Here is a 14,720-nt window from a genome sequence, read left to right as displayed (position 1 = left end):
CATGCAAATACCGTAGCATTGATACCGAACCGGCCCCCGATTTCAGCGGGGCGCCGTTGAATGTCACCCTCAAGAAATTCTCATGATCCGGATTGGAACACTTCACGTTTTTCTCGACAGACGTGAAATTCGTTCGAACGGCAAGCTGCTGCGCATCGGCAGCCGCGCATTCGAAATTCTCGAGCTGTTGATTCGGGCGAACGGCGCGCTGGTATCGAAAGACGACATCATGCAGCGCGTATGGCCGCACACCGTGGTGGAGGAAAACAACCTGCAGGTGCACATCGCCTCGCTGCGCAAGGCGCTGGCCGGCGACCGGAACCTGATCGTGACGGTGCCCGGCCGCGGCTATCGTCTGGTCGTCGGGCAGGACGACGGCGACGCGCCCGTGCGTCCCGCGATGTGGCGGCCGTCCGCTGCGCCGAGCGCGTTGTTCGGCCGCGAACAGACGGTCGCCGACGTGCTGGCCGCCCTGCAGGGCGCGCGCGTCGTGACGCTGGTCGGCGCGGGCGGCATCGGCAAGACACGGGTCGCGATCGAAGCGGCGGCGCGCGCCGACGCGCGCTTTCCGGAAGGCACCGTGTTCGTTTCGCTCGCCACCGTCGCGTGTCCGCGCTTCGTGCCGGATGCGCTCGCCGGCGCATTCGGCATCACGCAGCCGATCGGGTCGCTGACCCTCGAAGCGGTGCTCGCCAGCGTCGCGCGTCGGCGGATGCTGCTCGTGCTCGACAATTGCGAGCATCTGCTCGACGCCGCCGCACAGATCGCGAGCGCGCTCACCGATGCCGACGACGGGCTGTGCGTGCTCGCGACGAGCCGGGAATCGCTGCGCATCCACGGCGAGCGCGTGTGCCCGGTGCCGCCGCTCGACGTGCCCGACGAAGGGGCCGGCGATCACGAGGCGATGCGCGCGAGCGCGGTGCAGTTGTTCGCGGCGCGTGCGCGCGCGGCCGATCCGCGTTTTCCGCTCGATGCGCGCAGCCTGTCGTTGATGGCGTCGGTCTGCCGCCGCCTCGACGGCCTGCCGCTCGCGATCGAGCTGGCCGCGGCACGCGCCGCCGTGCTGGGCATCGACGTGCTGGCCGCCCATCTCGACGATCACTTTCGGCTGCTGACCGGCGGTTTTCGCACCGCGTTGCCGCGTCATCAGACGCTGCAGGCGATGTACGACTGGAGCTACCGGCTGCTCGGGGAGGCCGAGCGCCTGCTGCTCCGATGGCTCGGCGTGTTTCGCGACGGCTTCTCGATCGAGGCCGTGCGCGAGGTCGTCGGCGCCAACGGGCTGGCCGGCGCCGACCTGCTCGATACGATCGCCGGCCTCGTGTCGAAGTCGCTGCTGATCCTCGAGACCGCACACGGCGCGCCGCGCTACCGGCTGCTGACGACCACGCGGGCCTACGCGCAACAGCAGCTCGACAGTCACGGCGAGGGGGCGGCTGCCGCGCGCGCGCATGCGACCTACTTCCTCGCGTTGTTCCGGCGCGCGGCCCACGGTGGCGACGAGCCGCGCAGCGACGCGAACGGCACGACCCGGCTCGATGCGGTGCGGCGCGAACTCGGCAATCTGCGGGCCGCGCTCGACTGGGCGTTTTCGGCGCAGGGCGACGCGGCGCTCGGCATCGCGCTCGCGGCCGTCGCGGTGCCTTGCCTGTTCGACCTGTCGCTCGTCGACGAATGCCGCGAGCGGGCGCGCGTCGCGCTCGATGCGATGCGCGACGCGGACGCGACCCCGGTGTCCGACGATGCGCGCGTGCGGTTGCTGGCCGCGTATGCGGCCGCGCTCGCGCATACCGCGGGGTCGACACAGGTTGCGCACGATGCGTGGTCGGAGGTGCATGCGCTCGGACTCGATGCGGCCGAGGCCGAGCTGCCGTCGCGCGAGTCGTGACGCCGGGTTCGCGCGTGTCTGCCGTGTTTCAGAACGATTCAGCCCGGTTACAGGACGGCGGCGGGCGGCACGCGTAGATTGCCTGAACGGAGGGCGCCCCGCACTTCGTCGGCACGCGTGCGCGCCGACCCCGTGCGCTCGCCGACATCGCGCGACCCCAATGAACGCCGGCGCGGGCGAAACGCCCGGCGTGCGCGCGGCCGCGCATCCCGCTCAATCGACGAACCGCCGCATGAAACCTGACCAACCGGACCTTTCCCGTCGCGCGACCGACCTCGGCCTGCTGTTCCTGCGTGTCGCCGCCAGCGTGCTGCTGCTCGTGGTGCACGGCTTGCCGAAGATCGTCCATTACACGGCCGAAGCCGCGGCCATCGAAGATCCGTTCCATCTCGGCCGCACGCTGTCGATCCTGTTCGCGATCTTCGCGGAGGTCGTGTGCCCGATCTTCATGATCGTCGGTCTGTACCCGAGGCTGGCGGCGCTGCCGGTGATGATCGTCACGCTCGTCGCGCTGGTGTTCGTCCACCCGGACTGGCCGCTGCGCGATGCGCAGTTCGCGTGGATGCTGCTGATCCTGTTCGGCACGATCGCGATCGCGGGCGCCGGCCGCTATGTGTTGCCGTTGCCGGGCGTCGTGCGTCGGCGTGACTAGCCGCAGCCCGCGCGTCGGCGGGCAGCACGCGATGTGCCTGACGATTCCGTTCCCGCGGCGACCGACGTGCTGCCGCTTCCCCCTTTTCGCGCGCCGCGCTTGCGATCCGACATGTTGAATTTCTCCGATACGGCGATCTACGGCGCGCCGATCGTGCTCGCCGATCTCGCCGCGTGGCGGCTGTTCGCGCGCGATCGCCCCGTGGTTCGCGCCATCCGGCGCTGCGCGGCGTTCGCCGCGTTGAGCGCCGTGCTGTTCGCGACCGGCGTCAGCCCGCTCGCCGTTCCCGCGTCGCTCGGCGGGTTCGACCGGATCGTGGTCCAGGCCGTCTGCATCGCGTGGTGGCTCCAGTGCGCGATCGTGTTCAGCCTGCTGCTCAATCATCTGCTGCTGCCGCGTGCGTGGCACAGCCAGCGGCTCTTTCACGATATCGCCGCGGGCATCGTGTTCGGCGCGGCCGCGGTAGCCGCGCTCGGCTATGTGCTCGGCCTGCCGTTGAGCGGCCTGGTCGCGACCTCCGGCGCCGTCGCGGTGATTCTCGGTCTCGCGCTCCAGAACACGCTGAATGACGTGTTCTCGGGGCTCGTGCTGAACACCACGCAACCGTTCCGGCTCGACGACACGGTGTCGATCGGCGAGCTCGAAGGGCGGATCGTCGAGAGCAACTGGCGTTCGACGAAGCTGATCGACAGCCTCGGCAACCTGGTCGTCGTGCCGAACAGCGCGGCGGCGCGCGCCACCATCGTGAACCTCAGCGAGCCGGCCGGCCTGCACGGCGTCACGCTCGCGCTCGACCTCGATCCCGCGGTGCGGCCGGCCGTCGCCGTCGGCGCGCTGGAACGGGCCGCGGCGAGTTCGCTCGACGTGCTCGCGCGCCCGGCGCCGATCGCGGTCGTGAAGGCGTTCCGCGCGAACGCGATCCAGTACGAACTCGTCTGCTACGTCGATGCGCTACAGAAGAAGACGACCGTGCGCAACGCGCTCTACGATCTCGCGCATCGGCATCTGGCCGCGGCGGGCGTTGCGTGGCGGCCGCTTGGCGGGCCGGCGCCGGCGTTCGCATCGCCATCGCCATCGCAAGGGCATCCGGTATCGCGTCGGCTGCTGCTGTTGCGTGCGGTCGAATTGTTCGCGTGCGTCGACGACGACGATCTGGCCGTGCTGGCCGATGCGCTGATATCGCGTTCGTTCGGCAAGGGCGACGTGATCTATGCGTCGAATTCGGAGTCGCGCGTGCTGACGATCGTCGAATCGGGCGTCGCGGCGGTGTTCGTGCCGGGCGCGTCCGGCGACGTCGAAGTCCGGCGGATGGCGCCGGGCGATGCGATCGGGCAGTCGGTCGTGCTCGCCGGCACGCGGCTTCACGCGACCGTCCATGCAGTGACCGCGATGACCGTGCATCAGCTTCGCAGCGAGGATCTGTCGGCGCTGATCGGCAGGAAGCCGGCGCTCGGCAGGCTGATGTGCGAGTCGCTCACCGACCATATCGCGACGGAGGAGAGGATGATGATTCCGCCGGTCGAGAAGGCGCACGCGGGGTTCAGCCTGATCGGCTGGCTCGAGAAGGAAATGAAGCGGCTGCACGATTCGCTCGGCTGACGCGCGTGCGGCTCCGGCGGCCGGCGCCCGTGAACGGGCGCGTCAGTCCGGCGTCGTGAAACGCTCGACGAGATCGGGCTGGTCGAGTTGCTCGACCCACCAGTGCAGCGCGCGGCCCGCCTCGTCGCCGCGCCACGCGAGATAGCAGTGCGTGGTGTCGCGCATGCCCGTCACCTGGCGCGCGACCAGCTTGCCGTCGGCGATCGCACGCGCCGCGATGCATTCCGGCAGGGTGCCGACCGCGAGCCCTTCGCATTGCGCTTCGAGCTTCGCGGCCAGCGTCGGTACCGCGAGGGTCGGCTGGCCCGCATCGATCGCGACCGACTGCGGCTGCAATTCGCGCGACGTATCGCTGATCACCGCGCCGCGATACTGGACGACCGACGCCATCGCCAGCGGTTCGGGCATCGACGCGAGCGGATGGGACGGCGCGACCGCGAACACGTGTTTCAGCGAGCCGATCGGCCGCGCGACGATGCCCGGCAATTCCGGCGGTTCGCCCGCCGCGCCGACGACGAGATCGGCCCGGCGCGAAATCAGCGCATCCCACGCACCGCCGAGCACTTCGGTCGACAAACGCAGCCGCGTGTCCATCCCGAGCGCGTAGAACCGGTGCACGTACGGCCACAGCGCGTCGAACGGCAGAATTTCATCGATACAGACGCGGACTTCCGTTTCCCAGCCTTGTTGCGCCCGCAGTGCCTTCATTTCGAGTTGTTCGGCCGCGCGCAGCAGGCGCCGGCCTTCCTCGACGACGATGCGTCCCGCATGCGTGAGCTTCGCGCGCCGTCCGCTGCGGTCGAACAGCGCCACGCCGAGATCGCTTTCGAGTTTCTGCACCAGGTAGGTCAGCGCCGACGGCACGCGATGCAGCAGTTCCGCTGCTTCGGCAAAGGTTCCGGTGCGGTCGATCGCGTCCAGGGCTTCGAGCGCTTCGAATGACAGCTTCATTGCGAATTCCCGTAGAGGTGGCTGGCGCATCATACCAGTGCCGCTACGGCGCGAGCAGCGTGCGTCGCCGCGATTTGCTAGAGTGGCGGGTATCGTCATTCGCCACCCCGCATCGCCCCATGAGCGCCCCTCAGCCGGATACCGCATCGTCCGATTTCATCCCGGCCGACGTCAGGCAGACCGTCGTCACGCAAGCGTTGCCGCACGGGCAAATCGGTATCGTCCGACTCCAGAGCTTGCGCAGGAACTCGGGGCTGACCGCACCCTACGAACTCGAGAATACGGATCTCATCGTATTGCAGCTGCGTCCGTTCGGCGAACAGGATCTGTGGCTCGATGGCCGCCCCGCACCGTTCGTTCCGTATGACGCGGGAACCGTGTCGATCTACGATCTCGATCGTCGCTGGGTGGCCGACCTCCAGGGCGCGTTCGATTGCCTGCATTTCCATCTGCCGCGCCACACGCTCGAGGAAACGGTCGACGACCTCGGCGGCCGGCGGCGGCCGCAGCTTTACCTGCCGCCGCATCTGAGCACCCACGACTCGATCGTCCATGCGCTCGGCCAGTCGCTACTGCCGGCGCTGGCTCGGCCGGGCGAGGCATCGCAGATCTTCATCGATCATGTGGGGCTGGCGTTTCAGGCACACGTCGCTCACCGTTACGGCGGCGTCGGCGAACGGCGGGAAAGGTCGGACGGCAAGCTCACGCCGTCGCAGGCGCGCCGTGCGCAGGAGCTGTTGCTCGAGCACCTCGACGGCAACATCGGGCTGGCCGACGTCGCGAGCGCGTGCGGGCTGTCCCGCAGCCATTTCGTCAAGGCGTTTCATCGAACGACCGGGCTGCCGCCGCATCGCTGGCTCATCGTGCAGCGCGTCGAACGGGCGAAGGAATGGATGCGCAATCCGAACGTGCCGTTGAGCATGATCGCCGTTGCGTGCGGCTTCGCCGATCAGAGCCATTTCTCGCGAACCTTCATGCGGTTGACCGGTGTCACGCCACGCCGGTGGCGCGCGGACCATACGTGATCGTCGCGACGCGGAGGCGGGGCGCGCCGGTCCGTCGCGACGTGCGCGGCGCCTACGCGTAGAAGTCGATCAGCGTGTCGAGATTGCGTTGCGCGCGCGGCTCGAGCGGCGCGAATTCCGCCGAGCGAAACAGGGGAACCTGCTCGCGCAGATGTTCGAGCGCCTGCTTGCGGCCGATGCGGAAGCTTGTCGACGGCGCATCGGGATCCTGCGCCCACTCGCGTGCAATTGCGCGGTCGTATTCGCGAAGCCGGTCCGGCGCGGCCGCGAGGATCGCGAGATCGGCGTCGAGAAAAATCTGCCCCGCGCGCTGCAATGTCGGATCGGCGGCGAACGTTTCAGGCAGCCGGTGCGACTGCGTCGCGAGGACGAGATCGGACGCAACGGACACATGCGATGCGTGCGCGTGCAACCATGACGCGGTACAGTGCGCGTTCGTGACCTGCACGAGCCATTGCGCACTGCGCGGTTCGTTGTCCGCGTAGTCCGGCAGCGTCGTCGCATAGACGGCATCGTGGGCCCATGCCGCGAGTTCGATGGCCGGCCATAGCGGTTCCGCGCGATACGGCGCGAGGTGCGCGAACAGTTCCGCCAGATGGGCGAGCGTGTGATAGAAGCGCTGCGGCTCGCTGTATGCGCGCTCGATGAGCGGCCACACGGCCGCCGTGCCGAAGCACACATCACAGGCGGCGCGCAGCGTGCGCTCGATATCGGGGGTGACGGCGTTCATGGCGGCGATCGGCTCGGGTGGACGATGCGCGCAGCATAGCAAACGCGGCGACGTGCAGGCATGCAACTTGCACGCCGGCACGGGCCGCATCACTTTGGAGGTTTTCATGAAACGACGCTGGCCGCGACAATCGATGCTCGCGATAGGTGTGTTCGCAACGTTCGGCTTTCATGCCGCCATCGCATCGGCGGCGGCCGACGTGTCGATCAGCCGCTCGGATTACGGGACGACCGCGAGCGGGCAGGCGGTGAGCCAGTACACGCTCGCGAACCGGCACGGCGTGACGCTGAAAGTGATCACGTACGGCGGCATCGTGACGGCGCTCGACGTGCCGGACCGCACCGGCCACGTTGCCGACATCGTGCTCGGCTTCGATTCGCTGCGCGACTACGAAGCGCACAACGGCAACATCCATTTCGGCGCGCTGATCGGCCGGTATGCGAACCGCATCGCGGGCGGGCGTTTCGCGCTCGACGGCAGGACGTGGACGCTGCCGGTCAACGACGGGCCGAACACGCTGCACGGCGGCCCCGACAGTTTCGACGCGAAGGTATGGAAGGTCACCGGCACGCACAGCGATGCGACCGGTTCGAGCGTCACGCTGCGCTACGTGAGCCCCGACGGCGAGAACGGCTTCCCCGGCACGTTGACGACGGACGTGACCTACACGCTGACCCGCGACGACGAGATCCGCATCGACTACCGCGCGACGACCGACAAGAACACGGTCGTGAACCTGACCAATCACAGCTACTTCAATCTGGCGGGGCAGGCCGGCGGCAGCGTCGAACGGCAACTGATCGAGATCGCCGCATCGCGTTTCACGCCGACCGACAATACGTCGATTCCGACCGGGCAACTGGCGAGCGTCGCGGGCACGCCGATGGATCTGCGCCAGTTGACGCCGATCGGCGCGCATTTGCGCGACGCGTATCCGCAGCTCGCGATCGCGCACGGCTACGACCAGAACTGGGTGCTGGACCAGGGCGGCCAGTCGGCGCCCGCGTTTGCCGCGCGCGCTTACGACCCGGCGTCCGGGCGTTTCCTCGAGCTGTACACGACGCAGCCGGGGCTGCAGTTCTATACGGCCAACGGCCTGAACGGCAGCGTCGCGGGCAAGGGCGGCACGGCCTACCGGCAAACCGATGCGTTCGCCCTGGAAGCCGAGCATTTTCCCGATTCGCCGAATCGTCCGGCGTTCCCGTCGACGGTGCTCAAGCCGGGCGACACGCTGCACGAAGTGACGGTGTGGCGGGTGGGCTCGCGATGACCGTCGGCGCTGGCGGGCGCGCGGCGATCACACGTTGATCGTGCCGCGCCCGATTTCGATCACGCGCCCGCCGACGCCGATTTCGCCCGCCGCATCGACCGACAACCGCAGCAGGCAAGGCCGGCCGACGGCTTCGCCTTGCTCGACGCGAAACGCGGCCGGCAGATCGTGCCCGGCGACGAGCAACCACCCGCCCAGGTTCGCACAGGCCGATCCGGTGCCCGGATCTTCCGATACGCCGCCGCCTTGCTTCACGAAGAAGTAGCGGGCCACGACCGTTCCCGGGCGCTCGGCGTCGAACGCGAACACATAGGCGGTCTTCCGGCCGAGGCTGCTTCGCGGCCAGATGTCGAGGTGCGCGCCGTCGGGCTGCGCGCGCCGCACGGCAGCCGGATCCTTGAGCGCGACCAGCAACTGGTCGGCGCCGGTGTCGACCCACAGCGGCGGCGCGAGCAGGTCGTCCTCGGCGAGCCCGAACAGGGCCGCGGCCCGCGCATCGGGCAGCGCGCACGGCGCCGTGTTCGGCATGCCGGCGTGCGGCGCGATGAAGGTCCACACGTCGGCGCGCGCGGTGACGTCGACGACGCCGGCCTTGAATTCGAGCGACAGCGCGTCGCCTGCCTCGAGCAGGTCGCGCACGACGTGCGCGGTGCCGAGCGTCGGATGGCCCGCGAAAGCCATCTCGTAGCCGGGCGTGAAGATGCGCACGCGTGCATGCGCCCGCTCGGACGGCAGCACGAAGGTCGTCTCCGACAGGTTGAACTGCACGGCCAGCGCCTGCATGGTCGCGTCGTCCATGCCGCGCGCATCGTCGAACACGCAAAGCGGGTTGCCGCCGAACGTCGATTCCGCGAAGACGTTCAGCAGGCGGAAGGTGTATCGGGTCATCGGTATCTCGTGCGGATCAGCCCTGCTTGTCGAGCGGTGCAAGCATCGCCTCCAGGTCGGGATGCTTCAGCACTTTCCGGTATTCCGCCGGCCCCATCGCGTCGATCAATACGCGGCCGCTCACGTCGGCCTTGATGTACTCGACCGCGAGCAGCGCGATGACCGGATTGGTCGTCAGCGTCGCATGGTCGGGCGACTGGTCGCCGAATTCCGCGACCACTGCCTCGGTGTTGTCCGCGACCGCGACGGCGAGCCGCCGCCCCGAGAGCCGCAGCCTCGCGCTGGCGCCGCATTGGGCCATGTCGTAGTGGCGCGGCCCGTCGAGCGTGCGATTGCCGTAGATCGCCACGTGCGTATCGATGCCGCGCGCCGCGGCCGCTTCGAGCGGCGGCCCCAGTGCGTCGATTTCCTCGTCCCACACACCCGCGAAGATCTCCGTTTTCGCCTGGTCGATTACGCGCGCGAATGCGCTGACGATCGCCTCGCGTCCGCTCAACGACCAGACCAGCCCCGGCTCTTGCCGCACCGGCAGCCGGTCGAGCGCGCCCGCCGCCAGTTCGAGATCCGCGTTGAAGCGCGTGCGCAATTCTTCCAGCAGCGATCGGTGCGGCACGGCTGCATAGCGGACCGGCTCGGACCGGTTGACGAGCACCGCGCCGCGCGCCTCCAGGCGGCCGAGCGTCTCGTAGACCTTCGATGGCGGCATGCCGGCGCGCCGGCCGACTTCCGCACCCGTCAGCGCGGCTTGCCCGACGAGCGCCGCGTACGCCTGCGCCTCGTATTGCGTAAAGCCGAGCCGGATCAATGACGTGATCAGTTCCGCGTTTTCGTTCATGTGGATGGACTTGAATGGCCGTGACGGGCGTCACGGACGGGCTTGATTAACTACCGGAGTAGTATAGAATCGAACTGACTTACTACCGAAGTAGTAAGTAAGATTTTCGAACCTTACCGAAGAGGATCAATACGATGCGTCAACGGATCAGTACCGGCTCCCCGTGGGAGCCCAAGGTGGGCTATTCGCGTGCAGTGGTCGTCGACAACACGATCTACGTGTCGGGGACGGCAGGCAAAGGCGACGACGTATATGCGCAGACGCGCGATGCGTTGGCGACGCTCGGCAAGGTCCTCGCGGACAGCGGATTCGCGTTGTCGGATGTCGTCCAGAGCCGGCTGGTGGTCGCGGATTTCGACCACTGGGAAGACGCGGCGCGGGCGCACGGCGAGATCTACGGCGATATCCGGCCGGCGTTCTCGCTGGTCCATGCGTTGCCGTTCGTCGATCCCGAGATTCGCGTCGAGGTCGAGGCGATCGCGGTCCGGACCGCCGCATGACGGTCGCCGGCCCGCACGCGTCCCTGTCCCGCCCCGCGATCGCGATGCTCGCGCTCGCGGCGGGCGTCGCGATCGCCAACGGCTATGCGCTGCAGCCGTCGTTGTCGGCGATGGCCGACGACTTCGGCGTGCCGGCCGCGCGGATGGCGACCCTCGCGTCCGTGACGATGCTCGGCTATCTGGCCGGCCTTGCGCTGCTGGTTCCCCTGGTCGACCGGTTCGGTCCGCGCACGCTCATTCCGGCGCAACTGGGCGTGCTCGCGATATTGCTCGCGTGCGCGTCGCTGTCGTCGACGCCGCTCGCGCTCGATGCCTGCTTCGTGTTGGTGGGGGCGGCCACGACGGTCGCCGCGCAATGCAGCGCGGTCGTCGGGAAGCACGCAGACCCGCAGCGGCGCGGCGGGGCAATGGGCGTCGTCTCCGCGGGGATTTCCGCCGGGATCCTGCTGAGCCGTTTCGTCGGCGGCGCGTTGTCGCAATGGTGCGGATGGCGCGGCGCGCTGCTCGCATTGGCCGGCTGCGTGACGCTGGCGGCCGTCGGCAGCGGCGTGCTGTTGCCCGGCGATCGCCCCGAAGGGCGTTCCGGCCGCGCTGCCACGATCGGCGCGATTCCGCGGCTGTTGCGCGACAGCGCCGCATTGAGGCGCCGCACCGGCGCCGGCATGCTGTGGTTCTTCGCGTTCAATCTGGTGTGGGTGGGACTGGCGATTCGTCTGGCCGCACCGCCGTACAACCTCGGGGCGGCCGCGATCGGCGCATACAGTCTCGCCGGCGTGCTCGGCCTGGGCGCGACTCGGGGGGCCGGCAAGCTCACGGATCGCTTCGGCGATCGTGCGGTGATCGGGGGCGGGCTCGCCGTGGCTGCGCTTTCCACGTTGCTGCTTGGCGTTGCGCTCGGTCATCCGGGCTGGCTGGGCGTCGGGCTCGCGCTGTTCGATGCCGGTTGTTTCGCCGCCCAGGTCGCGAACCAGGCCCGTGTCGTGGCGATTCAGCCGGCGCGCGCCGGTGCGTTGAACGCCGCATACCTGACGCTGTATTACGCGGCCGGCGCCGGCGGCGCCGCAGCGGCAGGCATGCTCGTCGAACGGATCGGGTGGGGCGCGATGATGATCGTCGCGGCCGGTGCGGTGACGGCGGCCGCGTGGGTCGGGGCAGCACGCCTGAGCGCCGATGCCGCGGGCGAACCGACGTCCGTCGGTTGAGCCGGGGAAATTGTCGCGTTCCGGTTCGCCGCGCTGCTGAATGCGGATCGGCCGCAGCAATACGCGAACGGCGAACGTGCCGGCGGCTGCTGCCGGGCGGATCGGCCGCAGGACATTGGCGGCGTGACCGTCGCTGGCCGGCCTGACGCTCGATGCGGCGTGATGAACGCGTGCGTCGCGGCCGGTTTCCGCACGTATCAATGCGACGACACGAACCTCGCATCGTCGAACGCTTCCGGAATCGCGAAGTTCGCGCGCATGCGCTGCGCTTCCTTCGCCGGCGTCAAGCCGAACAGGCGTTTGAATTCCCGGCTGAACTGCGACGGGCTCGTATAGCCGACCGCGTAGCCGGCCGCTTCCGCCGTCAGGTCCTGCCGCACCATCAACAACCGCGCCTGATGCAGGCGCGTCGATTTCAGGTACTGCATCGGTGACACCTGCGTGATCGCCTTGAAGTGACTGTGAAAGCTCGGCACGCTCATGCCGGCTTCGCCGGCCAGTTGCGACACGTCGAGCGGCCGCGCGTAATCGGCGTGGATCATGCGCAACGATCGCCCGATCCGGCCGAATTGCCCGCGCATCGCCAGCGCGCCGCGCATCGCGTTGCCCTGCGCGCCGGTCAGCACGCGGAAATACAGCTCGCGAAGCAGCGCCGGGCCGAGCACCGCGGCGTCGAGCGGCCGCTGCATCGCGTCGACGAAACGCAGCACCGATGCGTGCATCGCATCATCCATCGGCGTCGACATCATGCTCTTCGGCGCCTGCACGGTTTCCGCGACGCCGGCGCGGTCGATCTGCGCGGCGAGTTCGGCGGCCAGCGTGAAATCGAGGTGCAGGTACAGCGCGAGCAGCGGGCGCTCGGGCGTCGCGTCGGTTTCCATGCTGAACGGAACGGGCACGGAGACGGCCAGGTAATGGTGTTCGTCGTACAGATAGCGCTCGCCGCCGAAGTAACCGCGCTTCGATCCCTGGCACACGATCACGATGCCCGGGTCGTACAGCACCGGCGTGCGCGACAGCGCGCGGTTCGAGCGCAGGACGCGCACGCTCGGCAGCGCGGTCAGGTTGTAGCCTTCGTCGGGCGCCAGCGCGCGCAGCAGCGTCACCAGGCGCTTTCGGTCACGCGGCGACAGCGCCGGAGGTCGGGTGGAGACGGGTGCGGTGCTCATAGTTTTGTGCAAGAAAATAAGCGGAATCGGGCTTATTCGGCGTCGTTCGTCAGACTAGTATGCACGCTTCAATCCACATTCGGGAGAAGCTCGCATGGCATCCGGCAACATCATGCTCATTACCGGCGTCAGCAGCGGTTTCGGCCGCGCGCTGGCCCAGGAAGCGCTGGCCGCCGGTCACACGGTGGTCGGCACGGTGCGCAGCGCGCAGGCGGCGCGCGAATTCGAAGCGCTGTCCGCGCAGGCGGCCGTCGCGCGCGTGCTCGACGTGACCGACTTCGAGCGCATCGACGGCGTCGTCGCGGACATCGAGGCGAACGTCGGGCCCGTCGACGTGCTGGTGAACAACGCGGGTTACGGGCACGAAGGGATCATGGAGGAGTCGCCGCTGGACGAGATGCGGCGGCAGTTCGACGTGAACGTGTTCGGCGCGGTCGCGATGATGAAGGCCGTCGTGCCGTTCATGCGCGAACGCCGGCGCGGCCGCATCCTGAACATCACGTCGATGGGCGGGCACATCACGATGCCGGGCATCGCGTACTACTGCGGCAGCAAGTTCGCGCTGGAGGGCATTTCCGAGACCCTCGGCAAGGAGCTCGAGCCGTTCGGCATCGCGGTGACGGCCGTCGCGCCGGGTTCGTTCCGCACCGACTGGGCCGGCCGTTCGATGGCGCGCACGCCGCGCTCGATCGCCGACTACGACGCGCTGTTCGATCCGATCCGCCGCGCGCGCGAGGAAAAAAGCGGCAAGCAGCCGGGCGATCCCGCGAAGGCCGCACGGGCGATGCTCGCCGTGATGGCAGCGGACCATCCGCCGGCGCATCTGCTGCTCGGCAGCGACGCGCTGCGCCTCGTGCGCGACAAGCTGGCGGCGCTGGACGACGAAATCCGCGCGTGGGAAGCCGTGACGGTGTCGACGGACGGCTGACGGGCGCGGCGTCGTTCGTTCCTGTTAGTGGATGATCGGCCATTGCATTGCACGATGGCGTCGCGGTTTCACAATAAAGCCGATAATGGCGGCGGCCCGTTCGCCACGTTCATCCACCTCACAGGAGCACCGCGATGCCATACGTCACCACGAAGGACAATGTCGAGATTTTCTACAAGGACTGGGGCCCGAAGGACGCGCAGCCCGTCATGTTTCATCACGGCTGGCCGCTGTCCAGCGACGACTGGGATGCACAACTGCTGTTCTTCGTTCAGCACGGCTATCGCGTGATCGCGCACGACCGCCGCGGCCACGGCCGCTCGGCGCAAGTCTCGGACGGCCATGACATGGATCATTACGCCGCGGATGCGTTCGCGGTCGTCGAGGCGCTCGACCTGCGCAATGCGGTGCATATCGGTCACTCGACCGGCGGCGGCGAAGTGGCGCGCTACGTCGCGAAGCACGGCGAGCCGGCCGGCCGCGTCGCGAAGGCCGTGCTGGTCAGCGCGGTGCCGCCGCTGATGCTGAAAACCGAATCGAACCCCGAAGGCTTGCCGCTCGAGGTGTTCGACGGCTTCCGGAAAGCGCTCGCCGACAATCGCGCGCAGTTCTTCCTCGACGTGCCGAGCGGCCCGTTCTACGGGTTCAACCGCGAAGGTGCAACCGTGCATCAGGGCGTGATCCGCAACTGGTGGCGGCAGGGGATGGAAGGCAGCGCGAAGGCGCATTACGACGGCATCAAGGCGTTTTCGGAAACGGACCAGACCGAAGACCTGAAATCGATCTCCGTTCCGACGCTCGTGCTGCATGGCGAGGACGACCAGATCGTGCCGATCGCGGATTCCGCGCTGAAGTCGGTCAAGCTGTTGAAGAACGGCACGCTGAAGACGTACCCCGGCTACTCGCACGGGATGCTGACGGTCAACGCGGACGTGCTCAACGCCGACCTGCTCGCGTTCGTGCGGGCGTAATGATGGCGGCGCCGGCCCGCTGCGGCGGGCGGCGCCGCGATTGAAAACAGGCGATCCGGCCGCGGCGTTGGCTACGGCAGCCGATCGCCCCGCCGTGTTTGCGCCCGCTGAC

General features: G+C 68.4%; 14 protein-coding genes. 9 read left to right on the top strand and 5 right to left on the bottom strand.

Going from position 1 to position 14,720, the window contains the following annotated elements; genetic code table 11:
- The first annotated feature begins 82 nt into the window (after positions 1-82).
- The 3 genes from A9Z05_RS17255 to A9Z05_RS17245 all read left to right on the top strand — a co-directional run bounded on the left by A9Z05_RS17255 (position 83) and on the right by A9Z05_RS17245 (position 4,139).
- The gene (locus A9Z05_RS17255) at positions 83-1,888 is read left to right on the top strand and encodes a winged helix-turn-helix domain-containing protein (protein ID WP_069619178.1); all 1,806 of its coding nucleotides are present in this window, start codon (positions 83-85) and stop codon (positions 1,886-1,888) included.
- 232 nt (positions 1,889-2,120) lie between these two features.
- Positions 2,121-2,540, top strand: a complete 420-nt coding sequence (locus tag A9Z05_RS17250) for a DoxX family protein (RefSeq protein ID WP_069619215.1) — start codon at positions 2,121-2,123, stop codon at positions 2,538-2,540.
- Between the two features lie 111 nt (positions 2,541-2,651).
- Positions 2,652-4,139 carry a mechanosensitive ion channel family protein gene (locus tag A9Z05_RS17245; RefSeq protein WP_069619177.1) on the top strand — a complete coding sequence of 496 codons (1,488 nt, stop codon included), beginning with the start codon at positions 2,652-2,654 and terminating at the stop codon, positions 4,137-4,139.
- Between the two features lie 42 nt (positions 4,140-4,181).
- Here A9Z05_RS17245 and A9Z05_RS17240 read toward each other — a convergent pair whose 3' ends face one another.
- Positions 4,182-5,090: a LysR family transcriptional regulator gene (locus A9Z05_RS17240; protein WP_069619176.1), complete on the bottom strand. Its 909-nt coding sequence runs from the start codon at positions 5,088-5,090 to the stop codon at positions 4,182-4,184.
- Between the two features lie 119 nt (positions 5,091-5,209).
- Here A9Z05_RS17240 and A9Z05_RS17235 point away from each other — a divergent pair, with 119 nt between their 5' ends.
- A complete protein-coding gene (locus tag A9Z05_RS17235) occupies positions 5,210-6,115 on the top strand; it encodes an AraC family transcriptional regulator (protein WP_069619175.1) in 906 nt (301 codons plus the stop codon).
- 52 nt (positions 6,116-6,167) lie between these two features.
- Here A9Z05_RS17235 and A9Z05_RS17230 read toward each other — a convergent pair whose 3' ends face one another.
- Entirely contained in the window at positions 6,168-6,845 is a 678-nt protein-coding gene (locus A9Z05_RS17230) for a hypothetical protein (RefSeq protein ID WP_069619174.1), read from the bottom strand.
- A gap of 106 nt (positions 6,846-6,951) precedes the next feature.
- On the opposite strand from A9Z05_RS17230, the gene A9Z05_RS17225 reads away from it, so the two are divergent.
- Positions 6,952-8,115, top strand: coding sequence for an aldose epimerase family protein (locus A9Z05_RS17225; RefSeq protein WP_069619214.1), 1,164 nt, complete (start codon positions 6,952-6,954; stop codon positions 8,113-8,115).
- Between the two features lie 27 nt (positions 8,116-8,142).
- Here A9Z05_RS17225 and A9Z05_RS17220 read toward each other — a convergent pair whose 3' ends face one another.
- A complete protein-coding gene (locus A9Z05_RS17220) occupies positions 8,143-9,003 on the bottom strand; it encodes a PhzF family phenazine biosynthesis protein (protein ID WP_069619173.1) in 861 nt (286 codons plus the stop codon).
- Between the two features lie 16 nt (positions 9,004-9,019).
- Entirely contained in the window at positions 9,020-9,838 is an 819-nt protein-coding gene (locus A9Z05_RS17215; protein WP_069619172.1) for a TrmB family transcriptional regulator, read from the bottom strand.
- A 134-nt stretch (positions 9,839-9,972) separates the two neighbouring features.
- On the opposite strand from A9Z05_RS17215, the gene A9Z05_RS17210 reads away from it, so the two are divergent.
- Both A9Z05_RS17210 and A9Z05_RS17205 read left to right on the top strand, forming a co-directional pair.
- Positions 9,973-10,338 (top strand): RidA family protein, encoded by a 366-nt coding sequence (locus A9Z05_RS17210; protein ID WP_069619171.1) that lies wholly within the window; start codon positions 9,973-9,975, stop codon positions 10,336-10,338.
- Positions 10,335-11,540 carry an MFS transporter gene (locus tag A9Z05_RS17205; protein ID WP_069619170.1) on the top strand — a complete coding sequence of 402 codons (1,206 nt, stop codon included), beginning with the start codon at positions 10,335-10,337 and terminating at the stop codon, positions 11,538-11,540. The genes A9Z05_RS17210 and A9Z05_RS17205 overlap by 4 nt, the downstream gene beginning before the upstream one ends.
- Positions 11,541-11,737: 197 nt before the next feature.
- Here A9Z05_RS17205 and A9Z05_RS17200 read toward each other — a convergent pair whose 3' ends face one another.
- Positions 11,738-12,709, bottom strand: coding sequence for an AraC family transcriptional regulator (locus tag A9Z05_RS17200; protein WP_069619169.1), 972 nt, complete (start codon positions 12,707-12,709; stop codon positions 11,738-11,740).
- Between the two features lie 94 nt (positions 12,710-12,803).
- Here A9Z05_RS17200 and A9Z05_RS17195 point away from each other — a divergent pair, with 94 nt between their 5' ends.
- Together A9Z05_RS17195 and A9Z05_RS17190 are read left to right on the top strand one after the other, a co-directional pair.
- Positions 12,804-13,637, top strand: a complete 834-nt coding sequence (locus A9Z05_RS17195; RefSeq protein ID WP_069619168.1) for an oxidoreductase — start codon at positions 12,804-12,806, stop codon at positions 13,635-13,637.
- A 134-nt stretch (positions 13,638-13,771) separates the two neighbouring features.
- Positions 13,772-14,608, top strand: coding sequence for an alpha/beta fold hydrolase (locus A9Z05_RS17190; protein ID WP_069619167.1), 837 nt, complete (start codon positions 13,772-13,774; stop codon positions 14,606-14,608).
- The last annotated feature ends 112 nt before the right edge of the window (positions 14,609-14,720 follow it).

It is taken from the genome of Burkholderia sp. A2, assembly GCF_001729305.1.
Classification (GTDB): Bacteria; Pseudomonadota; Gammaproteobacteria; order Burkholderiales; family Burkholderiaceae; genus Burkholderia; species Burkholderia sola.
Note: the sequence above shows the minus strand (reverse complement) of the source record. Positions and strands in the feature narration are given on the sequence as shown.